The 24110-nt window shown below is 59.8% G+C and carries 19 protein-coding genes and 2 pseudogenes; 6 read left to right on the top strand and 15 right to left on the bottom strand.

What is annotated here, in order from left to right; all coding sequences use genetic code 11:
* Positions 1–126, top strand: a pseudogene (locus EN862_RS32690) (IS481 family transposase); the annotation flags it as partial.
* A gap of 119 nt (positions 127–245) precedes the next feature.
* On the opposite strand, the gene EN862_RS32685 reads toward EN862_RS32690, so the two are convergent.
* From EN862_RS32685 to EN862_RS32655, 7 genes are all read right to left on the bottom strand, one after another.
* Complete coding sequence (locus EN862_RS32685) at positions 246–1742, bottom strand: GMC family oxidoreductase (RefSeq protein WP_127864791.1); 1497 nt, start codon at positions 1740–1742, stop codon at positions 246–248.
* Positions 1743–1751: 9 nt separating this feature from the next.
* Complete coding sequence (gene ugpC, locus EN862_RS32680; RefSeq protein WP_127864790.1) at positions 1752–2852, bottom strand: sn-glycerol-3-phosphate ABC transporter ATP-binding protein UgpC; 1101 nt, start codon at positions 2850–2852, stop codon at positions 1752–1754.
* Between the two features lie 4 nt (positions 2853–2856).
* A complete protein-coding gene (locus tag EN862_RS32675) occupies positions 2857–3735 on the bottom strand; it encodes a carbohydrate ABC transporter permease (protein WP_127864789.1) in 879 nt (292 codons plus the stop codon).
* Positions 3725–4609, bottom strand: coding sequence for a sugar ABC transporter permease (locus EN862_RS32670; RefSeq protein ID WP_127864788.1), 885 nt, complete (start codon positions 4607–4609; stop codon positions 3725–3727). Before EN862_RS32670 ends, EN862_RS32675 begins: the two co-directional genes overlap by 11 nt.
* An 87-nt stretch (positions 4610–4696) precedes the next feature.
* Positions 4697–5947, bottom strand: coding sequence for an ABC transporter substrate-binding protein (locus EN862_RS32665; protein WP_127864787.1), 1251 nt, complete (start codon positions 5945–5947; stop codon positions 4697–4699).
* 81 nt (positions 5948–6028) lie between these two features.
* Positions 6029–7339, bottom strand: coding sequence for a histidinol dehydrogenase (gene hisD, locus EN862_RS32660; protein WP_127864868.1), 1311 nt, complete (start codon positions 7337–7339; stop codon positions 6029–6031).
* A gap of 95 nt (positions 7340–7434) precedes the next feature.
* Entirely contained in the window at positions 7435–9237 is a 1803-nt protein-coding gene (locus EN862_RS32655; protein WP_127864786.1) for a thiamine pyrophosphate-binding protein, read from the bottom strand.
* A 496-nt stretch (positions 9238–9733) separates the two neighbouring features.
* Between EN862_RS32655 and EN862_RS32650 the strand changes: the two genes are divergently transcribed.
* Entirely contained in the window at positions 9734–10618 is an 885-nt protein-coding gene (locus EN862_RS32650) for a sugar phosphate isomerase/epimerase family protein (RefSeq protein WP_127864785.1), read from the top strand.
* 46 nt (positions 10619–10664) lie between these two features.
* On the opposite strand, the gene EN862_RS32645 is transcribed toward EN862_RS32650, so the two are convergent.
* Positions 10665–11423, bottom strand: coding sequence for a DeoR/GlpR family DNA-binding transcription regulator (locus EN862_RS32645; RefSeq protein ID WP_127864784.1), 759 nt, complete (start codon positions 11421–11423; stop codon positions 10665–10667).
* Between the two features lie 502 nt (positions 11424–11925).
* On the opposite strand from EN862_RS32645, the gene EN862_RS32640 reads away from it, so the two are divergent.
* The 3 genes from EN862_RS32640 to hisN all read left to right on the top strand — a co-directional run bounded on the left by EN862_RS32640 (position 11926) and on the right by hisN (position 15519).
* A complete protein-coding gene (locus EN862_RS32640; protein WP_127864783.1) occupies positions 11926–13095 on the top strand; it encodes a Gfo/Idh/MocA family oxidoreductase in 1170 nt (389 codons plus the stop codon).
* A gap of 100 nt (positions 13096–13195) precedes the next feature.
* Positions 13196–14221 carry a glycoside hydrolase family 3 protein gene (locus tag EN862_RS32635; protein ID WP_189401904.1) on the top strand — a complete coding sequence of 342 codons (1026 nt, stop codon included), beginning with the start codon at positions 13196–13198 and terminating at the stop codon, positions 14219–14221.
* A 506-nt stretch (positions 14222–14727) separates the two neighbouring features.
* Positions 14728–15519: a histidinol-phosphatase gene (gene hisN, locus EN862_RS32630; protein WP_127864781.1), complete on the top strand. Its 792-nt coding sequence runs from the start codon at positions 14728–14730 to the stop codon at positions 15517–15519.
* Between the two features lie 544 nt (positions 15520–16063).
* On the opposite strand, the gene EN862_RS32625 is transcribed toward hisN, so the two are convergent.
* On the bottom strand, positions 16064–16885 hold the full coding sequence (locus tag EN862_RS32625) for a helix-turn-helix transcriptional regulator (RefSeq protein ID WP_127421570.1): 822 nt from the start codon (positions 16883–16885) through the stop codon (positions 16064–16066).
* 131 nt (positions 16886–17016) lie between these two features.
* Between EN862_RS32625 and EN862_RS32620 the strand changes: the two genes are divergently transcribed.
* On the top strand, positions 17017–18072 hold the full coding sequence (locus tag EN862_RS32620) for a Gfo/Idh/MocA family oxidoreductase (RefSeq protein ID WP_245519787.1): 1056 nt from the start codon (positions 17017–17019) through the stop codon (positions 18070–18072).
* An 89-nt stretch (positions 18073–18161) separates the two neighbouring features.
* On the opposite strand, the gene EN862_RS32615 is transcribed toward EN862_RS32620, so the two are convergent.
* From EN862_RS32615 to EN862_RS32595, 6 genes and pseudogenes are all read right to left on the bottom strand, one after another.
* Positions 18162–18977, bottom strand: coding sequence for an IclR family transcriptional regulator (locus tag EN862_RS32615; protein WP_245519786.1), 816 nt, complete (start codon positions 18975–18977; stop codon positions 18162–18164).
* Positions 18978–19036: 59 nt separating this feature from the next.
* Positions 19037–20614 carry an ABC transporter ATP-binding protein gene (locus tag EN862_RS32610; RefSeq protein ID WP_245519785.1) on the bottom strand — a complete coding sequence of 526 codons (1578 nt, stop codon included), beginning with the start codon at positions 20612–20614 and terminating at the stop codon, positions 19037–19039.
* Between the two features lies 1 nt (position 20615).
* Entirely contained in the window at positions 20616–21218 is a 603-nt protein-coding gene (locus EN862_RS32605) for an ABC transporter permease (protein WP_245519784.1), read from the bottom strand.
* A gap of 156 nt (positions 21219–21374) precedes the next feature.
* A pseudogene (locus EN862_RS37565) lies at positions 21375–21446 on the bottom strand (hypothetical protein); the annotation flags it as partial.
* 17 nt (positions 21447–21463) lie between these two features.
* The gene (locus EN862_RS32600) at positions 21464–22432 is read right to left on the bottom strand and encodes an ABC transporter permease (RefSeq protein ID WP_127864779.1); all 969 of its coding nucleotides are present in this window, start codon (positions 22430–22432) and stop codon (positions 21464–21466) included.
* A gap of 64 nt (positions 22433–22496) precedes the next feature.
* Positions 22497–24077, bottom strand: a complete 1581-nt coding sequence (locus EN862_RS32595) for an ABC transporter substrate-binding protein (protein ID WP_245519782.1) — start codon at positions 24075–24077, stop codon at positions 22497–22499.
* Between the last annotated feature and the right edge of the window lie 33 nt (positions 24078–24110).

The raw sequence follows: 24110 nt of genomic DNA, 5'->3' as shown, positions 1-24110 counted from the left end.
GCCGCAGAGTTGCCGGTCTGGCTGCACAGATACAATTGGCACCGTCCCCACGGGAGCCTAAAGTCCAAAACACCTATCAGTCGCCTCGCTCTAACCGAGGACAACCTGTTGAGGCTCCACAGCTAGCGGACCGATCAGATCCGATTCGATACGGTCAGCAAGCATGGTAAAGTTCCCTCAGACAAAACCCTTGGCGTCACGAAAGCAGACCCGAGTGTTCGACAAGGCCCGTGAGATTCAATCCCTCACGACCGGCTGATGGCGGCTCCAGCCTTGATGGCGAGCGCTGCGATCGTGAGTGCCGGGTTAACAGCCGCCGATGTCGGAAGGATCGAAGCATCCGCTACATAGAGGTTTTCGATTTCGTGAGAGCGGCACTCAGGCGACACAACCGATGTCTGTGGACTGCTTCCAAGTCGGGCAGTGCCGCATTGGTGAGAGGTCGTCTTTCTGCCGAAGGTTCGCGTAAGAACGATTGGGAAGCCCGCCCTTCGCATCACGCCTCGCGTCCTACGGATCAGCAGCTCGTGCGCTCGCATGTTGCTGCGGACCCAATGCATGACGATGCGGTCATTCTGCACTGTGACCCGGCTCTCTGGATTAGGCAGGTCCTCGCTGGTCAAGAACCAACCATAGCAGTTGCGGGCTATCAGCCCCGCCAGCCAGCGTGGCAGCAGGGGCGCGTTCGCCTTGAGGATGTTGCCCGTGATATGTCCAAGCAATTGCACGTTGCCAAGCGGGAAACCCGTCTCCGGATCGGCATTGTAGAAGTCGTTAAATGCCAGGGTCTTCTGGTAAACCGACGTATTGGCCGACCGCGGATCGATCGCCAGCATTGCAGTGGTGTTGTGGTTCATGAAGTTGCGACCGAGTTGGTCGGAGCCGTTGGCCAGCCCGCGCGGATGCGCGGCATTCGCCGACCGCAGCAAGAGTGCCGCGCTCTGGACCGCGCCAGCCGCAACGGCGAATATGCCAGCGCTGATTCGCCGCTCAACACCATCCTTCAAAAACACTGCAGCTGTCACCGTGCGACCCGTCGGATCGGTTTCCAGCCGCACGACATTGGCCCCGGTCACGAGACTAACGTCGCTGCTATTCAAAGCGGCAGTCAGTGGTCCAACCTCGGCGTCGATCTTGCCGGAACCCGTATTGGGAAAGGCATCCCAGCCGGTCTTGGCGCGGCGAAGCCACTCATTGATGTCGATAGCCAGGGGAAGGCTGGATGGGTGGATCCCAGCCTTTTTCAAGCGAGCGCGCACGGCCGCTATGGCCGGCTCGTCGGGTACCGGCGGAAAACGGTAAGGACTGGTCCGCGGGGGCTCGGTGGGATCCTGCGATGGGTCACCCCGCACCTTGAAAACCGCCTCGGCTCGCTCATACCATGGCTCGAGCTCCTCATAGGTGATCGGCCATCCAGGCGAGCCGCCGTCCATGTGGGGGCGGGGCGAGAAATCCTCCAACCTGTAGCGGTACATCACAGCGCCGAAGAATTTGGAATTGCCTCCGACATAGTAGTAATTGCCGGGCAGGAATGCCTGCCCATCGTCGCCGAGCCACTCTTCGGTCGAACGGTAGAAGCCCTCGAGAAATATCGCCCGGTCATCGCGCGCCTGGGGCGCGTCGCGCAAATGCTCGCCGCGTTCCAGAATCACGATGCGCCTGCCACTGCCGGCCAGGCTGTAGGCCAGGGAAGCGCCGCCGATGCCCGACCCGATGATGACGATGTCAGCTGTTTGATCCAAGTCGATGCCTCAGTCTATGCGTTGCTCATTGTCGGCATCGAACATTACGATCTTGCCGGTATCGACCGCGAGGGTCGCCGAAGCGCGGGCTGCCACAGCCCGTGGCGGCACACGAGCCGTGACCTCGACCCCGCCCGCCTGGAACAGCGCAAGCGTATCGGGGCCTGTAGGCTCGACCACGTCGATATTTACCGTGACCGTTTGCGTGGCTTGTGCGCCGGCGACACTGAACAACTCCGGACGGATGCCGACCAGGATATTGTGCCCAGCGTATTTGGTTGCAGCTTGTGAAGACAAAGGGATGCCCGACAGGCGGGCCGCCGCTCCACCTGGGATATCGATCACAGCGATTGGCCGGCCGTCTTCCACGTCAAGTCTCGCCGGAATGATGTTCATGGAAGGCGACCCAACGAATCTGGCCACATATACGTTGGCCGGCCGGTCGTAGACAGACTGCGGGTCGTCGAGGTGCTGAACAACGCCGTCCTTCATTACGGCCACTCGAGTGGCGAGTGTCATGGCCTCGATCTGGTCGTGAGTGACGTATACGATCGTGGTTCCCAATCGTGCATGAAGACGCTTGATCTCGGTTCGCATGTCGACGCGCAACTTTGCGTCCAAGTTGGATAAAGGTTCGTCGAAAAGGAACAGCTTGGGTTGGCGAACGATCGCGCGCCCCATTGCCACGCGCTGGCGCTGGCCGCCGGAAAGCTGCGAGGGCTTCCTGTCCAGAAGATGCGTCATCTGGAGGAGGTCGGCCGCTGTCTTGACCGCCTTGTCCCGCTCTGCTTGCGACACTCCGCGGATCTTCATGCCGAACTCGATGTTCTGGCGCACGGTCATCGTGGGATAAAGCGCGTAGGACTGGAACACCATCGCGATATCCCGGTCTTTCGGTGACAGATCGTTGACCACCTTGCCGGCGATGCGGATTTCTCCCCCTGAAATGCTCTCGAGGCCCGCGATCATGTTGAGCAGCGTTGACTTCCCGCAGCCCGATGGGCCGAGCAGCACCAGGAAGTCGCCGGTGCCGATGGAGATACTGACTCCTTTCAGGACCTCGAGGTCACCGTAGAGCTTGCGAGCCTGATCGATTTCAAGCGTTGACATGGCATCAGCCTTTCACGGCGCCGGCGGTCAGACCGCGCACGAAGTAGCGTCCAGCGACGACGTAGACGAAGAGAGTGGGGATGGCGGCAATCATGGCGGCCGCCATGTCGACATTGTATTGCTTGCGCCCCATCGTCACGTTGACGATGTTGTTCAGCGCCACGGTGATCGGCGATGATTGCCCTGCCGTGAACGACACGCCGAAAAGAAAGTCGTTCCAGATCTGCGTGAATTGCCAGATGCAGGAGACCACGATGATGGGAAGCGCGGTCGGCAACATGACTGAAAAGAAGATCCGGAAGAACCCGGCTCCGTCGATCTGCGCCGCGCGGGTCAGCTCGTCCGGAATCGTGATGAAATAGTTGCGGAAGAACAGGGTCGTAAAGCTGATGCCGTAGACCGTGTGAACCAGCACGAGACCCGGAATGGTGCCCGAAAGGTGCAGCCGACCAAGCACTTGCGCCATGGGCAGGATGACGGCCTGGAACGGCAAAAAGCAGCCGAAGAGCAACAATCCGAATATGGCGTTCGCGCCGGTGAAACGCCACTTCGTGAGAATATAGCCGTTTATTGCGCCTATCCCCGTGGACAGGATGACGGCGGGCACGACCATGAGGATGGAATTGATGAAATATGGGCGCAGTCCCGTGCAGGCCGTGCCGATGCAGGCCTCCTGCCATGCCTTGTTCCAGGCCTCGAAGGTGATTGCCTGGGGCACACCGATGAAGGAGCCGCCATAAATCTCGTCCAGCGACTTGAGCGATGTGACTATCATCACCCACAGCGGCATCAGGTAGAAGGCGGCAAGCGCTATCAGTGAGCCGTAGATAAACAAACGGCCAATCTGGTTCGAACGGCGGGCCGAGCGTGCTTCAGTGTGCATTGCGATCCTCCCTCAGTTCCGAATAGAGGTAGGGAACGATGATCGCGGCCACCGTCATCAACATCATGATGGCGCTGGCGGCGCCAACGCCCATCTGATTGCGCCGGAAGGTCGCGGCGAACATGAAGGTCGAGGGCATTTCGGTGGCGCTGCCAGGCCCGGCGTTTGTGAGGGCCAGAACCAGGTCGAAGCTCTTGATCGAGATATAGCTCAGTAGGACGATGACGCTCAGAAATGCCGGGCGCAGCATCGGTACGATGACGCTGACATAAATTCTCGGCAGGCTGGCTCCCTCGATCTGCGCGGCCTTTATTATCGAAGTGTCGATCGCCCGCAGCCCGGCCAGGAAAATGGCCATCGCGAACCCCGTCGATTGCCAGACTGCTGCGATTACCACGCAGTAGATCGCAAAGCTCGGCTGTGTGATCCAGTCGAAGACGAAGCCGGTCCAGCCGAGCTCGTTGACGACCTTCTGCAAGCCCAGGGTCGGATTCAAGATCCATTTCCACGCGGTGCCCGTGACAATGAACGACAAGGCCATGGGATAGAGGTAGACGGCTCGCAGGAAGCCCTCCGCCCTCACCTTCTGGTCGAGCAGAATCGCGAGGAACAAGCCGAGCGAGATGGTGATCGCCAGGAACAACGTCGTAAATATGAAGAGGTTGGCGACTGCAGTGTGCCAGCGCGGGGTGGACCACAAACGCACATATTGCTCGAGCCCGACGAAGTCGAACTTCGGCACCATCTGGGACGAAGATAGCGAGATCCAGGCCGTCCAGACGATGAAGAGATAGACGGCAATCAGAACGGCCAGCAGGCTGGGCGACAGCACGAGCCGCGGCAGCCATAGGTCCAATTTGTTTTTGAGCGACATGGGACTAACCAACCTCGCTATTGCCGAGCATTGTTGCGGACGGTGTCCCCGCCGGCACGGTTGCCGGCAGGGCTTTGATGGCTTGGATTAGCGGGCGTTGTTGATCCCGTCGACCAAGGCCTGAACAGCGTCCTTGGACGACATGTCGGTGACGAAGAACTTGCCGACGACGTCGGTGAAGACGCCGGCGAATTGAGGCTGAGCGGCAAAGCCGTCCGTCAGACCGCCGAGCATCGCGCCGTTCTTCACTGCCGCCTCGCGATCGGCATAGCTGCGCTTCGCGCAGTCATCGAAACTGTCGACCGGAACGTCGGAGCGAGCAGGGATCGAACCCTTGAACAGGTTGAACTGCTTCTGCACCTCGGGATCCATGATCGATTCCGCCCAAGCGTCCTGGCCAGCCGTGGTCACAGCATCATCGACTTTGAACATGCCGAAGGCATCGATCACGAACTTGAAGTTGGGCTTGTCGGTCGGCGTGGGGAAACAAAGGAAGTCGACGCCCGGCTTCAAGCCTTTGGCGAGGAACTCACCCTTGGCCCAGTCACCCATGACCTGCATGGCAGCCTTGCCATCCGCGACCATCCCCGTTGCCACTGCCCAGTCACGTCCGGTGAAGCCGTCATCGACAAGCGCGCGGACCTTCCTAAGCTTGTCGAACGTGGCGATCATCTCGGGGCTCGAAAGAGTGCCCTCGTCCAGGTCGACAACGGCCTTCTTGTAGAATTCTGGCCCGTTCACATCCACCAGGATCGCCTCGAAGACTTCGAGGATCTGCCAACTCTCGTCCCCCATGGCCAGCGGGATCACACCGGCGGCCCGGAGCTTATCGCCGTTGGCGATCAACTCGTCCCAAGACTTCGGTTCTTTGACGCCGGCCTTGTCGAAAGCGGCCTTGTTCGCCCACAGCCAGTTCTGCCGATGCATGTTGATCGGAACGGAAATAAAGTCGTCGCCGTTTTTGACAAAGGAAAGCAACTGCGGGGCGAGTGCCTTATCCCAGCCGTTCTTGGTATAGAGCTCGTTGAGGGAGCGCAGGACGCCCTGCTTACCCCAGTCGAGGCCCTCATACCCCAAAAACTGCATCGTCGCCGGCGGGTTCCCAGCCGCAAGACGCGTGCGCAGCGCCTGCAGCGCGTTGGCGCCGCTGAGGCCGCCGACCGCGCTATCCTGCCAAGTGTAGCCCTTGGAAGCCAGCTTGTCCGTGACGACCTTTAGCGCCTTGACCTCGCTTTCGGATACCCAGTGATGAATGCCTTCGACCTTGCCCTTGCTTTCGGCCAACGCCGCGACGGGCATGAAGGCGATCGAGGCGGCCAGAATAGTGGTGAGCTTCATTGTAGTTCCCCTTTGTTGCTTGCGTTGGTGGCTTGATGATCCGGCGCGACCCAGTGCGGCCCGTACCGGGGCGGTTACGCATCAGAACGGTTCGGCTGCCGATGCGTATGGAACGTTGCGCCCGCCGTAACGGCGGACGCGGATGTTGGACTGCTCGGCGTGGCCGGCAAAACCCTCCATGATGCAGAGACGTGAGCTGTACTGGCCGACCAGGGCGGATGCTTCGTCGGTCTCAATGCGCTGGTAGGTGCAGGTTTTGAGGAACTTGCCGACCCACAACCCGCCTGTGTAGCGAGCCGCCTTGTTCGTGGGCAGCGTGTGGTTGGTCCCGATAACTTTGTCGCCGAAAGACACGTTGGTGCGGGCGCCCAGAAATAGAGCGCCATAGTTCCTCATTCTGTCCAGGAAATAGTCCGGATCGCGTGTCATGACCTGGACATGCTCGGAAGCGATACGGTCCGCCTCCGCCACCATCTCATCGAGGGTGTCGCACAGGATGATCTCGCCGTGGTCTTCCCATGCCTTGGCTGCGACTGCCGCCGTTGGCAGGATCTTGAGCAGCCGCTCGATCTCGTCGAGGGTGTCGCGGGCAAGTTTCTCAGAATTGGTGATCAGCAGTGCGGGAGAGTTGACACCATGCTCCGCCTGGCCAAGCAGGTCCGTCGCCACGATCTCGCCGTCGACGCTGTCGTCGGCAATCACCAAGGTCTCAGTCGGACCTGCGAAGAGATCAATGCCGACCTTGCCGAACAAGAGCCGCTTGGCCTCGGCGACGTAAGCGTTTCCGGGACCGGCCAGGATGTCCACGGGAGCGATCGTCTCGGTGCCATAGGCCATGGCCGCGATGGCTTGGACGCCACCAAGACAGTAAATCTCGTCCGCGCCGGCAAGGGCCTGGGCAGCGACGATCTTGTCGGCGATCCTGCCGCGAAATGGCGGCGCGCAAGTGATCACGCGTTCGCAGCCTGCCACCCGAGCGGTCAAGACCGTCATGTGAGCGGAGGCGAGGAGCGGATATTTGCCACCCGGGACATAACATCCGACATTCTGGATCGGTATGTTCTTATGCCCCAAAATCACGCCTGGCAGCGTCTCGATCTCTAGATCGCGAAGCGTGGCGCGCTGGGCTTCGGCGAACTTGCGTATCTGGTCCTGAGCGAAATCGAGATCTTCGCGCTCGCGCTTGCTCAACGCGGCGATGCACCCCTCGATCTCCGACTTGGTCAGGCGATAGCTCTCCCGGTCGAACTTGTCGAAGCGGTTAGACAATTCTCGGACCGCCGCGTCGCCGCCTTTCTCGACTTGCGCCAGCAATGCCTGGACCGTCGCGGTGACGGCCTGCTGGCCATCGTCAGCGACACTGCCTTGGGCGGGCTTGAAGGTGCGTATCATGGCAATATCTCTTGCTTTGCGTGCGCGCGTGCGCGCCGCACTACCGAATGTGATTGCTGGCGATGCGGGAGGGCGCTTTGCGCCCTCCAACCGTGCTAGAGGTGTTGCTCGCGTGCGCGCATCTGCGCGTATGCGGCCTGCTCTTTCTCGTAGTAGGCTGGCGACGGGAAATCCCACCAGCCGGTGGCGAACGGCCCCGCGGCATCGCGTGACACGATGACTTCAACGAGAGCAGGCCCGCCGCATTCCAAGGCTGCCTTCAGGCTGGTTTCGAGATCTTCATCCTTCTCGACCTTCCAGGCCTCGAGCCCGAATGCGCGGGCCGAAGCCGTGATATCGGCCGAATAAGGCTGGCCATTGCCCGAGTGATGATTGAATTCGGAAGCAATGTGACGACCCATGAACTTGCGCTGGCCACCGCGGATCGACATGTACCCAGAATTGTTCAGCACCAGGAACACCACATTGATGCCGTTCATCGCGGCAGTTCCCATCTCGGGCAGCGACATCATGAAGTCGCCGTCGCCGACGATCGCCACGACCTGACGGTCCGGGCATGCAAGCTTGGCGCCCAACGCGGCCGGCACTGCCCAGCCCATCGGCGAATAGGAGCCGGAGGTCAGATGGGTGCGCGGCTCGTAGACTGGGAAGCTTTGCTTGACCGAACCCTGGGTGTTGCCCGAGCCGACAACCACAACACCATTGCGATCGAGAACCTTGCGCAAAGCGACCAGTGGTCGCTGAGAGGTGAAGGGCGTTTCGCGGCTATTTTCGCGCGGCGACACCTGGGCGATCCAGTCCGCCTTGGCCTTCTGAACGTCAGCCAGAAACTTCTCGCGTTTGGCCAGCGCCTTCTTGGCATCGCCATCAGAAATGAGCGCCAGGATCGCCTCCAAGGCTACCTTTGCGTCTGATACGATCCCCACCTCGGTGGGATAGGTCTTGCCGATCTCGCGCGGGTCGAGGTCGATATGGATGAGCTTCCCCGGGGGGATCGAGAACGAGACGCCCTTGGCATAGGAAGATGCCGACCAGTCGGTGAAGCGGCAGCCGACCGAAACGACGACATCTGCGGACGCGGTGATCTTGTTGCCGCAGGTCGTACCGGTCTGCCCGACCGCTCCGATGAAGAGTTCGTGATCTTCCGAGATGGCGCCCTTGCCGTTCCAGGTGATCGAAACCGCCGCGCCGACCCGCTCGGCCAAACGCGTCAGTTCGTTCGAAGCGTTGGCCGTGATAGCGCCGCCACCGGCGACGATGACCGGGCGTTCGGCACTCAACAGGACCTTGACCGCCGCCTCGATCGCGCTCGGATCGGGATAGGCCACACCAATGGGAAGGCGCTTTTCCAGCGGATGAATGGTGACATCGGCCGCTTCGACCTGAACGTCCATCGGCACCTCGACATGCACGGGACCAGGGCGGCCGGTGAGCATGGCGTTGAAGGCGCGATGCATGATGCTCGGCAGGACTTGCACGGACTGGGCTTGCCATGCCCGTTTTGTCACCTGCTCGGTGATGCGCGGGAAAGCATTGTCCTGTTGGCGCTCGATCTCCTGCATGGTGCCATGGCCATGCATGTAGGTCTGCGGCGAGCCGGAGACGTAAAACAGCGAGGTGGAATCGCAATAGGCCGTGGCGAGGCCAATAATTGTGTTCGTCGCACCTGGTCCGACCGAAGTGGAACATGCCATGGGCTTGCCGCTGGCACGGAAATAACCGTCCGCCATGTGGACAGCGCTTTGTTCGTGCATGACCTGGATGAAAGGCAATTGCGAGCCTTCCTCCAAGAAGGCATCGAACAGAGACCAGATGCCATGGCCGGGAACACCGGCCACGTATTCGACGCCATATTCCTTGAGCGCTTTCGCGACGATCTGCCCGCCGGTCAGTTTCATTGTTCGACCCTCTCGTCTTTTGTTGGCGAGGCGATTGTGGATATGATCCTCGTCCATGCGCCTAGTAAGCAGTCATCTGTGGCTGTGCGACAAGTTCGCAGGGTAGCTTTAATAGACGCGATGTGACGCGCCGAGAAAGAAGCATTGCGACAGATAGGATGGGGCAGCTTCCGTAGGCCGCGAAGGCGGCCGCATGGCAGGCGCTTTTTGATCGGCAGCCATTTTGCCTTCCTTGGCAGCCATTTTGGCGCAATGTGACGCGATTGGAATCATACGTCGCGCACGAATTCGGACTGCCGCGCAGTTCCCCCTGGGGAGGCGATATGTCTTGATCGCGCAGGTAGTCGGCTTGCGACCGCCGAAGCCATGAGCAACCATAGCAACCTGGCGCGGAAGAAGCCTTGGCAATGACGAGGCTTTATGCCGGCCGTGGTGATCCGGCAGGGACTTGGCATTCGGCACAACCCGGTCGTGAATACGAAGTGACGGGCACAAAATGACGATGAAGCGGAACCAGATTATCCTGCATGCTCTCGTAGCGCGACACGGCACGCTGGCCCTTGATGTGGATATTGCGAGCGAGCTTGGTTTTGACGGGCTGGAAGCCTCCGGGGCCAAGATCCGTGCTTTTCTGGACGCCGGCTTCACTGTCCAGGAGCTGCGTCGCTTGATCGGTGACACGTTCATTCCAGGCATCGGATTTCTTCTCGATGTGGAACGCCACGGCAATGCCCGCAAAGCATTGTTGAGGGACGCGGAAGAATTGACGGAACTTGCCGTGTCGGTTGGAGCGAAGGGCATTCAGGTCATCACCGGTCCAGTCAGTCTCGCGGCTCTCGGTCCCGAGGCCAGCACCAGGCACCCGGATCTATACCGAGGCGTCGTCGGGTTGCCGCTCGAGGAGCAGATCGACATCACGGCGTCAGGGCTGGCAGCCGTCGCCGACATCGCCGCCCAACGCAACCTGGTCATCTACCATGAGGCGCTGTCCTGGACCCCACTCAACACGATTGACAGGCAGCTTCTCACCATAAGGAAGGCGGCACGCGACAACATACGCCTCGTCGTCGATTTCTGGCACTGCTACACCTCCGGCGACGGCCCGGAACGCATTTCGCGCTTGGACAAAGACCTCATCTACGGAGTGCACATCTGTGACTCTCTTGCGTTCACCGGCGGCATCCCCAACGAGCCTATTCTCCGCGATGTCGAAACGGGCAAGGGCGTATTGAACCTTAGAGAATGGGTGGCTGCCGTGAAAGCGACCGGTTACGATAGCTGGTGGAGCTGCGAGCTGTTTTGCAACAAGCAGCATCAGATGGACAGCTACGAAGTGGCGCGCGATCTGAAAATCCTGATGCAGGATCTTGTCGCTGGTTAATGATCCGGCGGGATGGAGGGAAGGCCCGAAGGATCTGTCGCAGCCTTCAGCCTATGTGGTCGATAAGCGTGCCTTGGCGGCGAAACGGTTCGAGGGTCTCGGCATCAAGCTGGCGGGCTGCGAGTATATGATCGATCGCATCAGGTCCCGAAACCTGAAAGGGAGCGATTTTCGCCATACGGTCGGCCGTAGCGACAACAATCCGCACGGCGCTTCGGCGACACATGACCCGTTTGATTTCGGCGTCGGCAAGATCGAATGCGGTCAATCCGACGGAAGCGTGGACCGCGCAATCGCTGACAAGAAAGATGTCGGCGTTGAACTGCTCCAATTGCAAAATGGCGGCGGTTCCAAGACAGCATCCTTTGCCTTGGTCATAAAGCCCGCCCACAAGAACGACGCTGGCTTGACGGTGCCCCTCCAGGGCACTCGCGACATGTGGGGAATTTGTTACGATCGTCAAAGACAGGTGCCGAGGTAAAGCGGCGGCAAAAGCAACGCTAAGCGCTGCGTGGTCGGTCATGATCGTCGCGCCTGGTTGAACGAGCTTCGCTGCGGCGGCAGCCAGCGGCGCCAGATCCGTGGTCGAGGTCCTCGACCGCTCAGGCCCGGCTTTGGCCTCCGACGCCCTGGCCAAGGCTCCGCCATAGACCCTGCGGCAAAGTCCGGCCCTGGCAAGATCGCGCAGATCGCGCCGCACAGTGTCTTCAGAGACGCGGAACTCGAGCGCAAGCGCGTTGGCCAGGACTTTGCCATGCTCGGCCAATCTGTCGCGAATGATCTCTTGGCGTTCTTCTGCAAGCATTGTCCAGAAGTCCCTACGGCGACCCTAGCCGGTTGTCTCTTCGGGTCGTGCCCAGCGGATATAAATCCCAAGCGCCTCACCCTGCAACGTCATCGTTAACCGACACCCCCCTTGAACGACAGGACCGCGTGCCTGCGGGCGACTCGGCAGTTGATCCTGCCGACGAGGTTTGGAATGCACTTCAACCCCGGCAGGACCGATTCTTAGCTCATCGCGTGGACGCCGTTGCTCCTCCAGGAGATGCCTGCGTTTGGCGCATTGTTGAGCCCTATGATGTGGTTGCGGCGATCGCAATGGAGCGCTCGCGTCTCATTCGGTCGACCGAACGGCGTCACCGATCGCATCACTGTGCGTCACTGATTGGCGCCGTGCGAACTTGTCGCTCGATTCAGCGAGTGGAAGGATGACTTTAATCATGACGCTGCCGCTGCCGGATTGAGCGACGTGCGACACCTGTCTTTCCAGGCCCGATAAGAGCCGGGCCAATTACGCAAGGGGATCCATGAATCTTCTGACAGATGACATCCCGGGCAGACGTCGCCTTCGCGCGGGCATGTTGGGAGGAGGGCGAGGTTCTTTCTTTGCAAGCCGGCATAGAACTGCCATGCGGCTAACCAATCGCTTCGAATTGGTCGCAGGCTCGTTCTCGTCCGACCGACAAACCAGCATTGAAGCCGGCGAGGCGCTTGGGGTGGCTCGGGACCGCATCTACGCCAGCTTCACTGACATGGCTACCGCTGAAGCGGCACGCGATGATGGCATAGAAGTCGCGATAGTCGTTACCCCTAACCATCTCCATTTCGAGCCATGCAAGTCCTTTCTCGAAGCGGGCATCCCTGTCATCTGCGAAAAGCCGCTGGTCCACTCATCGGAGCAGGCGCGCGAGCTCCAGCGGATCGCGGCGGCAAACGAGACGTTTTTTGCCGTGACATATACGTACACAGGCTATCCGATGGTTCGAGATGCTCGCGCCCGCATCCGCGCGGGCGACATCGGACAGGTTCGCTTCATGCATGTGGAGTATCTCCTGGAATGGCTGGTAAACGACCCCTCGAAGCTGGGCAAAGGCGGGACATGGCGCGGCGACCCCGCAAAGGCGGGACCGACCGGCGCGCTTGGGGACATCGGAACACACGCCTTTAACATCCTCGAATTCGTTTCGGGGCTTCGGTGCACCGCGCTCAGCGCCAATTTGATGCAAACGGTCGATTCCTTCGGACTGGACGACACCGATGTTGTTCAGCTCGAATTCGAGGGAGGCGCCAATGGTGTGTTGTGGTCCTCTCTTGCCGCGCCAGGCCACCGCAACGGGCTGCGTTTCAAGATCGTGGGCTCCAAGGCCACTCTCGAGTGGCGTCAGGAGGCACCGGAAACGCTGACTATGTCTCGGCTCGGCCAAAGCGATCTTACCTACCGTCGAGGCCAGGCCGACATCACCTCAGACGCGAAGCTTGCGACGAGCCTGCCGGCGGGGTCCCCCGAAGGCTACCTCGAAGCTCTTGCGGTCCTTTACAGCGACTATGCAACGGCGCTCGAAGCCGGCCGAAACTGGCGAGAAGCGCTCCCCGTGCCGATCCAGGATGTGTACGAAGGGCTGCGGGGCGTTCTGCTGTCCGAGATCAGCGTCGGATCTTCAGCTTCGAAGTCATGGGTTTCGTTCCCCCGCTCCTGAGCAGACATGCCGTAAATAACTATGAATGAATGTCCGATGTCGTTTGAGCTGTCTCGTTCGGACGAAGCCTTGAGGGCGGAAACAATAAGGAATGCACAACGTGGATGAGATCGCACGCGACGCTTATGCAGTACTTCTGCCCGCCTTTGAAAGGGCTGATTTCACGGAAGCCTCGAGGTCTTTCTTCGATGCCGGCGGCGTCGCTTCGCTGCTCGGATCAACGCGCGAGGAATATGTGGCGCGTCGCATGTCTAGAGAGAGGCAGCAAACAGAGACGCGAGAGCTTCTCTTTGACTATCACAACCGCGCCCGGTCGCTTGCTGGTGACGTGCTGATCGCGATCGACTACGAGCTGGGAGGGGTCCATCGCCTCCACAAGCTTGCCCCCCAGCTTCCTCACCCGCGCGAGGTCCTGGAAATGAAGGAGGCCGAAATAGAGCATTTTGGAATCGAGGCTGCCCACGCAGCAAGGGCATGCGGCGTCAACTTCTTCCTGGCACCAGTCCTCGACCTGGTGACGGGGAGCAACCCATGGCTGCGTGACCGCACCTTCTCTGCGGACGCCGACCTCGTCAGTCGCGCCGCCTCTGCGTTCATTCGCGGAGTACAAAGCCAGGGTGTCGCGGCAACGGCGAAGCACTTTCCCGGCCATCCCCATGTTCCCGAGGATCCCCATGACAGCGCCGCCGTTACGGTCACTGCCGCGCTGCATGATCTCAGACCCAATCTTACATGCTTTGACGCGGCCATTGCGGCGGGTGTGCGCGCCATCATGACCGGACCAATACCCGTCGATGCGATCGACCCGGGCGAGCCTTCCTCGACTTCAGCGAAGGTGGTGGCATTGCTTCGCGAGACCCACCGGTTTCAGGGCCTGATCGTTTCGGACGATCTTGATCTGCCTGGGACATTGCGTGGCCGGACCGTCCCGGAAACCGCGGTAGCGTCGCTGGAAGCTGGCGTCGAGCTTCTTTTGTTGGCTTCCGGTCCCCAGGTCGACGAGGTGGCGAATTGCATCATCGCGAGTGTCCAGACCGGCAATCTCCGACGAGAGGTGGTCGCGCGAGCAGCGAGCGCAGTTCGTCGGCTGGCTTCGGAAGCGGGACACTGCCTTCAGGCAGCCTGAGCGGGGTTCGGAAGCGGAGACAGCGCAGATGCTGTCATGGTGACCGGGCTTGTGGTTACTCACATTTTGGAGACTAGATTTTGGCATGCGCGGGCGCCAAGGTTTGGGGCTGGAATGACATCTGTCCCTAGTATAAGCGCTGCGAATCCCACGGCCGCTTCGCCAATGACTTGCATGGCACCGAGGGCCTCTCCCCGTTTCGGACCAGCAGTCTACTCATCCCATGAGCGCCATAGGATCAACGCACGCGGCCGCCGCCGGAGGAGCACCGCACTCGGAACTGCGCGTTCACGGGATCGATGAGCTTCGCGTCGCGACAATTCAGCCGGGCCAATTCCTGTTTCCGGCAACACCAACGGCATCGCCGTTATGGTCGCGGAGCGGCAGCCGCCTCTCATCACGGCCAAACACGGCTTTATTTCCGCCAAACCGCAGATGCGAGAATATAGAATTGGACGGAGCGCCCGCCCCTAAAAGCAGCTGCATGGCATAATCGGAAGGAAATCATGTCGAAGCTACCGGACTCAACATTCTTGCACCGTCTTGCTGATCTGGCGGATGCTGAAACTCTGCCCCGCTATCTGGTCGAGCTAGCCGTCGAGACCAAGCCTAAGCCCGGATATAGATTTGATCCGGTGACCGAGGCGGATCGAGAAGCAGAAATTGCGTTGCGTTCAGCCATAATAGCGGAGTTTCCCGACCACGCCGTACTCGGTGAGGAATTCGGCGAAACCGGCGGCGGCAGCGACTGGCGTTGGGTGCTTGATCCCGTAGATGGAACGCGGCCTTTCATTTGCGGGATTCCCGTCTGGGGGACACTCATCGGTTTGACCAATCGCGGCCACGCCGAAATGGGCATGCTTAGCCAGCCCTACATTGGCGAGCGGTTCTGGGCCGACACGACCGGGGCTTGGCGCCAGCGCGCCGGCGAACCCCAGCGACTCAGGACGCGTAGCATCGACACCCTTTCCGACGCCATTCTCCACACCAACTCGCCCGAACATTTTCACGGCGATCTCAAAGCTGGCTTCGAGCGGCTGAACAGCGCCGTCAAGATGACCCGCTACGGAGGCGAATGTTATGCCTTCGCCATGCTGGCGGCGGGCCGGATCGACTTAGCGCTTGAACCTTCCCTGCAGCCCTACGACATCGTGGCCCTTATCCCGATCATCGAGAAGGCCGGGGGCGTGATCACGCGTCTCGATGGCGGGCGAGCTGAGGAAGGAGGCCCCGTTCTTGCCGCGGCGACGCCGTCGCTGCATCGGTTGGCTCTGAATGAGCTTATCCTGAACGCCTAAAGCGCAAGAAACTGACGTCAAGAACCGACAGCTTACCGGCCACTTTCACGGTGGATACAATAGCCTGTGATTGCTCATGCAGGCTTTGGGCGGTCTGGCGATCAGCCTCACCTGCCGGCGCTGAGTTGCGATGATGTCAACAACCTCGAACGTGGAAGTCCGATCCAGCTGACGTTAGAAGGCGCCCGTCATGCATAATGTCGCTTCACAAACCTTGTCCGTGCGAAGTTGCGCCCCCACAGGGTCAGGGGTTAACTCGCGCATACAACAGAACAGCAACGAATTGGGCTTCGGCCTCCATCGGCCAGTCGAATCTGAGGCTTGTCTGACGTCCTCCCAGGACTTCTCGTCACATTGAAGGGCGGGCAACCACGTTGCCCGCCTTCTCTTTGCTGTGATCCTAGTACGTCTAGGGCGCCATCAGATCCGTGACGGACCAGCGGAAGGTGGCGTGGTCGGTTTGTTGGCGATTTCGGGAAGCGATTGAACCGGCAGGGCCACCGGCCGAGCATAAAGCTGACGAGCAATGCACTTCGTGCGCATGTCACATCTGGATCATGTCCGACCCGTCACCCAAATACTGCAGCACTTCCCTGGGGATGCCCGGATCGCTCCTGTCAATCACGGTAAGCTCCTTGAGGTGACTGCGTTGGAGCAGGCCCGGCCCCTTGTAGTGCAAGGCAACCTTAGTAGCATAGGGCTGTCGGAAGGCGTTGGCGGCAATGCCGCTGGCGATGCCGAACATGAAACGCTTCGCGTTTCGTTTAACCTGGGCATAGACACCGAAGGTGAGCTCATTGCTCTGGATGCCTTCGAAATCAGCCGTAAACAGCCGGTCCGCAACTGGGAAGCTGAACCCGTAGTACTTGAAGACGTATTCCGTTCTTCCCGGCCGGTCGAAGCTCGGGAACCTCTCGATATAGTAATGCTGGAGAAAATTGTTATTCCGATAAAGGCAAAATGCCGACTTTAGAATGAAACCTTTGTAGATCGACGAAAACTGATACCGGTCATAGACACCCAGGATTTCCGAATCCTGCACGCTTCCGTCGAAGACAATATTCGACAGGAAGTTGACAAACTCCGGCAAATGGCGCGCGGTTGACATCGCATGAAAAAAGTTGCCGTCAATGAGCGTCCTGAACTCCTCAGGGTTGGAGAAAAGGATCGGCACGCTCAGCCCGAAGAAATTCGCGATCGTGCGCAGATTGGCACTGGACGGCACATGGGCGCCTGACAGATATTTGTTAAACTGTTGCCGGTTGACGTTTAATTTGCGACAAACAGCGGCGACAGACCCGTGGCGATCGCACAAGGTCCTCAAATTTGCCGCGAGCGCCGCGGTATCCCCTGCGATGTGGTTCACCTTGATCGCCTCCCCTATGACGCGAACAGACGCTATCTGTACGTCACTTTAATGCAGACTTCAACGAGATGCGAAGTTGGCTGCAAGAGGCGAATGCGCCCATACTCAGGGCCAGATCAGGAGCGCCCGGCATGGCAACTCACGGCAAGACGGGGTGGTCAGTTATGGGGACCGGGACAATTGCCACGGAGCAGATGGTCGCGGGCATCAGAGCGCAGGGGCATGCTCCGTTGTGGGTGGTCAGCCGCCGAAAGATGGATGCAGCTCATTTCGCTCAGGATCTCGACATTCCGCAATGGACGACCAACCTGTCGGATGCTCTCGGCGATCCTAACGTCCAGTTCACCTATGTCAGTGCCCGTCTGAAGCGGCGGGCCCATTACATCACCGCTGCGGCCAAAGCTCGCAAGAACGTCCTTTGTGATGGACCTATCTCCGAAAACAGCAAAGTAGCCGCTGAGCTTGTGCGTCTGTGCGACAGCGCCGGGATTGTGCTTGCGGTACATCATCCGTTCCGTGCATCGGCCATCCACCAGACCATGCGCAGACTGATCCTGGATGGCGACATCGGCAAGGTGCAATCGATCCTTCTTACCCGCGAGGGACCGTACAAGCCCGCGGCCAAGCGCAGAAAGGACGATCTCGACAGCGAAGGCGACATCTATCTCGACATGTCCGTCGATGACATCGACCTTGCCAGGTTCCTGACGGGTGGAGAACCGCGTGAAGTTTCGGCCATTTGCACTATTGCCAATGGCAGACCCAACCAGATTTCCTATTCGTTTGAACTGAACGATGGCAGCCTGTTTCATGCGTTCGAGAGTTTTGCGATCGCCGACCTGGAAAGCACGGTTGTGGTGGCTGGAGATCGGGGCACGCTGATCGCCCACGGTACGCTGAACGGCAAGGCTTCGGGTACGCTCATGCGTCGGCATGCAGCCAAGAACGAGCTCGTGCCGGTTCGCGACGGAGATTCGCATGTTGCTGCAGTCGAGGACTTTGTCAGCGCCGGGGAGCGAAGGCTGACCTGGCTGGCACGGGGGTCAGATAATGTGGCCGCCCTTCGCGCCGCGGAGGCTGTGGCCAAGGCCGCCTCGAGGCGCCGCACCGCCACAGTTCAAGGAGGGCAGCAAACGAGCGGCCTCCTCAAGCGAGAGCAATCTGCACAGGATGCTGCGGGCCAGTGAAATGCACCGGCTGGGTCCGTCGTGTTCCGAGCGAATCTTTTATTGCGGAACAGGCGGCTATGGCTTCAGAAGGCATGAGCAGGACCGGATCAGGATTGCCTGGTCTCACGGGATGGCTTTCCCGAATACCCCATTGCGCGGGATATCTGACCCGCGATCTCGGCAATTCGCCCTCCGGTCGACGGGACATCCTCGTCAGTAACGCGCGCGACTGGTCCGCTGATGCTGATTGCGCCGAGCGGGCGCCCCGATTGGTCGAAGACGGGCGCGCCGATGCAGCGCCCTCCAATTGCGGACTCCTCGTTGTCGACCGAATAGCCCCGCTCCCGGATAAGGGGAAATTCCGCACGCAGCTGGTCGACGGTGGTGAGGGTGTTATACGTGTAACGGGGCAGCCCCGGCTCCTTCAGCAGAACGTCCACTTCATCCGCATCAAGCCATGCGAGAATCGACTTGCCGAGAGAAGTGGCGTGCCATGGGTTGACTACTCCCACGGATGCTCCCTGACGCAGCGTCTGCATGGCCTCGATACAGTCCACGACGACAACCTCGTGGCGCAGCCAAAGGGCGAAGCTGACGGTCTCATTGAACTGCTCGTGCAAGGTTTCCAGATAGGGATGGGCTACCGTTCGAACGTCCCTGCGGTGGAGTGATTTCTGCCCAAGAATATAAAGCCCAATGCCAAGGACATAGCGATTTCCATTCACCTTTTCGATGAGCCCATGCCCGACGAGACTGGCCACATAACGTGACGTGGTTGGCTGTCCCAGCCCCACCTCTCGTGCGATCATCGACAGCGACATGGGCTGGTCAGACCGCTCAAGAACGCGCAACACTGCAACCGCCCGATCGACAGCGTCGAAGCGGGCACCTTTTTCCTCATCGGTGAACAGGTCGTTTGGCAAGATCGTCCCAGCAAAATCCCGTAGCAATCGTCCCTTGGTGCTCCAAGTCGAGCCGGCCGTCAATTAAGTCGCGGCGCGGCATCCAGCAACATTCTTGTGTAAGAGTGGTTTGGCGAACGCAGGACGTCATTCGTTCGTCCCGCCTCAACGATGCTTCCGTCCTTCATGATTATGATGGATTGTGCAATTTCGGAGACCAGCGGCAGGTTGTGCGTTATGAACAGCATCGCTAGGCCGTCCCTCTTCAAATCGAGCAGAAGCTCGACCACGGCCGCTTGCACTGACACGTCGAGAGCCGAAGTGATTTCGTCACACACCAGAAGCTTCGGTTTGACCGCGAGCGCGCGGGCCACGGCTACGCGTTGACGCTCACCTCCGGATAAATCTGCCGGGTAAAGGTCGGCAACGCGTTGCGGTAACCGCACGCGGTCGAGAAGCGACCGGACTTCGGCGCCGACCCGTGCTCTATCAGCCAGTCCCGTCAGGCGAACAGCACGAGCGATGCTCTGGGCGACAGATTCCTTCGGGTTGAGAGAGCGATCGGGATTTTGGAACACGATCTGCATGGCGCTGAGATCTGCCTTGGAGCGGCTTGAGACAGCGAATGGCATCGAATGGCCCTCGAACGACAAGCTGCCCGAGGCGTTGCTGTGCAAACCTGTCACGCATCGGCCTGTTGTGGTTTTGCCGCTGCCGCTTCCACCGACCAGACCCACGCACTCGCCTTTGCCAACCGAGAATGAAACGCCATGCACGACCTCGACCTGACCATGAGCCGCGCGCAGGTTCTTCACCTCGAGAATGTTCTGAAATTCAATTGCACCCTCGGCCTCGGGCGCCGCCGCTGGACCATCGGTTACCAGTCGTGGAATAGCGTCGAGCAGCATGCGCGTATAGTCGTCGCTCGGTGCGGCGAAGACCTGCTTGCGGCTCCCTTGCTCGACCATTCTTCCAGAAAGCATGACGGCCACCCTGTCGGCCACGACGTTCACGACCGCAAGGTCATGGGTGACGTAGACCACGCTGGCGCTGCTGGACTTGACCAGCCTCGCTATCAGCTCGAGGATCGTCTGCTGGGTGGATACATCCAGGCCGGTGGTCGGCTCATCCATCACGATGACCTGCGGAGACGTGATGAAGGCCATGGCAATTGCGATGCGTTGCAGTTGACCGCCGCTCAGCTCGAAGGGATAGCGTCTCAAAAACTTTTCATCGTCCGGGAGATCGACGCTCCGCAAAGCATCACGCATCAGTTGCTTCATGCCGGTGCCCGAATGGCCGTGCGCCGCAAGAAGCTCGGCCATTTGCTTGCCGACGGACATGCGGGGGCTGAAGCTCGTCGTCGGATTTTGCGGAACCAGCGATACTTTGCCGCCCTGAAAGGCACGTTTCCCCCGGCCCGAGAGCGAGAGGATGTCGGTGCCGCCGATAAAAATCTTGCCGGACGAAATACGCATTCCGGGCCGCGCAAAGCCTAGCAAACTCAAGGCGACCGACGTCTTTCCAGATCCCGATTCACCGATGATGGCCAGGACTTCACCCCGCTTCACGTGAAGGGAGACGTCACTGACGATTTCGCGGCCGTTCAGATCATGCATGTAAAGCGATTGCACAACGAGCGGGATTGCTTCGGTCATTTCAGATCTCTTTCGACCGACCGACCGAGCGCGCGAAGCTGTCGGCAAGCACGTTGACGGCAACGGAGAAGGCAGCAATTGACAGAGCTGGCGCGAGTGCGATCCATGGCGAGATCGTGATGCCAATGCGGTTTTCGCTGATCATCAGACCCCAATCGGCCGCCGGCGGTGGCAGGCCCAAGCCCAGGTAGCTTAGGGAAGCGTAGAGAATGATCGACCCGCAAAGTCGCACTCCGAAGTCGGCCAGGACCGGTGTCAGCACGTTGGGCAGGATGTCGAGGAAGCAGATTGCAGCCCAGCTTTCCCCGCGCGCGAAGGCAGCTTCGACGTATTCGTTCTTTGAGATATCCATGGTGATCAGTCGCACGATACGGAAGATGCGGGGCGAATGCAGGATCACGATCCCTATGATGACTGTGGGCAGGCTTGGCCCCGTCGAGGCGAGAAGGACGAGAAGAAAGATTGCCGGCGGCAGCGCATAGATCACATCGGAAATGGCAATCAGAAGGATATCGAGCGCGCCTCGCCGCAGGCCCGAGTAGATGCCAAGTGGCACCGCCACAACATAGGCCGCCATTGTTGCGCAAAGCGCGACGACGAGCACAGTCCTTCCGCCATAGAGGAAGCGACTGAAAGTGTCGCGCCCCAGGAAGTCGGTTCCAAGCCAATGCTCGTGGGTTATCGGCGCGAATGGAGCGCCGACGATTTCATCGAAGGCGTAGGGACTGAAAAATGGCCCGAGCGAGGCAAGGGCGACTATGATGACGACCAGGACCAGAGCGATACGAGCTGCTGGCTTCGCCAAGGTCAGGCGCAGGACGGAGCGGCGCATACGGTCAATCCCTTCGGCTAGGTCGTACCGCGCGCCACGCGCAGCCTTGGATTAAGAAGAAGGATCAGCGCTTCGGACACCAGGTTGATCAGCACATAGGTAGCCGTGATGATCAGCGTGATGGCGAGCACCGTCGGCATGTCACGGTTGATGACAGCCTCTGAGAGCGCGCTGCCGATGCCCGGCAGTTGAAAGACGGACTCGGTGACCACCACTCCACCAGCCAACCAAGCCGCGTTCAACGCGATCGTCTGGATGGTCGGTGTGATGGTGTTGGGAAGAACGTGGCGCAGCAATACCCGCGCGGGGCTTATGCCCCTCAGCCGCACCATATAAATGTATTCGGCGCTCAGCACTTCCAGGGCCACCGCTCGAACCATTCGAACGACCTGGGCCAGTGTTGTGCCGAGCAGCGTCAGAACCGGCAATATGAACAGGCTGGTTTGGGATGAGAGGGGGAGGCTGTCGTTGATCAGCGATACCGGCGGCAACCAACGAAGATAAACTGCGAAAAGTACGATCAACACCGTGCCGATGACGAACTCAGGCAGGGCAACGGTCACGATCGTCGGAACCGATATCAGGTGGTCAGCCAATCTGTCTTTGTAGATCGCCGCTGCAATGCCGAGCACGAAGGACAGTGGTATTAGCAGAAGCAGCGATGTGACCGTCAGTATCAGGGTGTTGACGGCCCTTGGCCCAATCGCCTCCCAGACCGACCGCCCGGACGGTATCGACCGACCGAAGTCGCCGGTGAGTGCGCCTCCGATCCAGCTCGCATATTGCACGACTGCGGGACGGTCCATGCCGAACTCGCGCCTGAGCGCCTCAACCGCCGAAGGATCAGCTTTGGCACCAAGCGCAGCCCGGGCCGGATCTCCTGGCAGATACTGGGTGGCGGCAAAAACGACGATGGAGACGGCAAAAAGCGTGACGGCAGCCAGGGTTATTCTTGTCAAAAGAAGCTGGAGCAAAGGCTTGTTCAAGGAGCTCACTCTTCACAAAAAAGGGGGTGCCGCCGCAGCCTGGTCGGCCACGGCGGTTTGCAGCCTACGCGAAATAGACGCTTTCGAACTGATAATAGCCAAGATTTCTCTGGGTGGAGGGAACGATGTTCTTGACCTTGGCACTGGAGGCGTCGAGAAGATCACGGAAGCCCCAGATGATGTAAGCTCCCTCATTCCAGAGGACCTTCTGAGCCTCAACGTAATATTCGCGGCGTTTGGGACCGTCGAATGTGGTCCTTGCCTTGCTTACCCACTTATCGAACTCGTCGCTGGTCCAATCCGGTTCGTTCCAGTAAGCCCCCCGCGCATAGCCTTGCCCGAATTGGGATTCGAGAGTGTGCTGTCCCCAATCCGAACTGCCCATCTGCGTCTTTTTGAAGTTCGGGCCGGAATAGTAGCTGTCGGGCGGCACGACGAGGAGCTCGATGTCGACGCCGATCTTCTTCGCCTGGTTGGCGATGAGGGTTGCCGACGCCTGCATGCCTGGAGCGGCATCCGAGGTGTAGAGGGTGATCGCCTGGCTGTTGTCAAAGCCCGCTTGCTTGAGCAGCGATTTCGCCTGGTCGGGGTCGTAAGCGCGTTGCGGCAGCTCGGAAGCATAGTCTGGATCGGTGATGCAGTGCAGGTCGTTACCAATCCTGCCATATCCCGACAGTGCGTTGTCGAGCAGTTGCTGGCGGTCGATCATGAGCCTGAACGCCTGGCGGACGCGCACGTCGGTAAAGGGCTTCAGGTTCGTCATCATGAATTGATCGGTCGTGGCTCCGCTCTTGGAGCGCAGCAGGGTGAGAGCTGGATTTGCTTCAATCAGGCGCGCAAGACTTCCATCGAGCTGAGCCACGGCATCGACCTGGCCGGCCACCAGCGCATTCATGCGGGCGGTCGGGTCGTTGATCGCGATGAATTCGACCCCATCGAGATAAGGCTGGCCGGGCGTGCGATAGTTATCGCTGCGCGCGAGCGTCACCCGCTGGCCGCGGGACCACGACACGAACTTGAAGGGCCCGGTCCCGATCGGCTTGTCGAAATCTGTCGTGCCGTCCTTCATGAGGAACATGACCTTGCTGCCCAGCACTTGCGGCAGCAGCGCATAGGGCTGTTTCAACGCCACTTCGACGGTATTGGCATCGAGCGCACGCACACCTTTCGGCTCCAGGAGCGGCGCCAGGTTGGGATAGGCATCGGCCTTGTTGTCGGAATTGAGGATGTACTGAATGGTATAGACCACATCCTTTGCCGTGAAAGGTGCGCCATCATGCCAGACCACACCTTTCTTGAGCTTGATTTTCCAAACGTTGCCCTCGGCGTTGTGAGTGAAGTCATCCGCCAACTTGTTGTAGAGATTACCATCCTTGTCGAAGTCCGTGAGCCGGTCGAAGACCGACTGGGCGACGGCGAAATCCATATCACCTGTCGAGATGAAGGGGTTGAGCGACGATTTCGCCCCGGCAGCTCCAAGGCCGACGCGGAGCGTCCCTCCCCGCTTCGGTTCGTCGGCCAGGGCGGGGCGAAGCCCCGCCCCGGCAAGCATCATGCCGGTGCCCAACAACAAGCCTGTCTTCAGCACATCGCGCCGCCCGATAAGCGTCGAATCTGCCTTGGGGGGATACACGTCCTTCCTCATTTCCTCATTCCCTCTGTTTTGATGGTTTGTTTT

Origin of the sequence: Mesorhizobium sp. M2E.F.Ca.ET.219.01.1.1, from assembly GCF_004016445.2 — a bacterium.
Lineage (GTDB): Bacteria > Pseudomonadota > Alphaproteobacteria > Rhizobiales > Rhizobiaceae > Mesorhizobium.
This window is presented reverse-complemented; position numbering and strand designations above follow the sequence as displayed.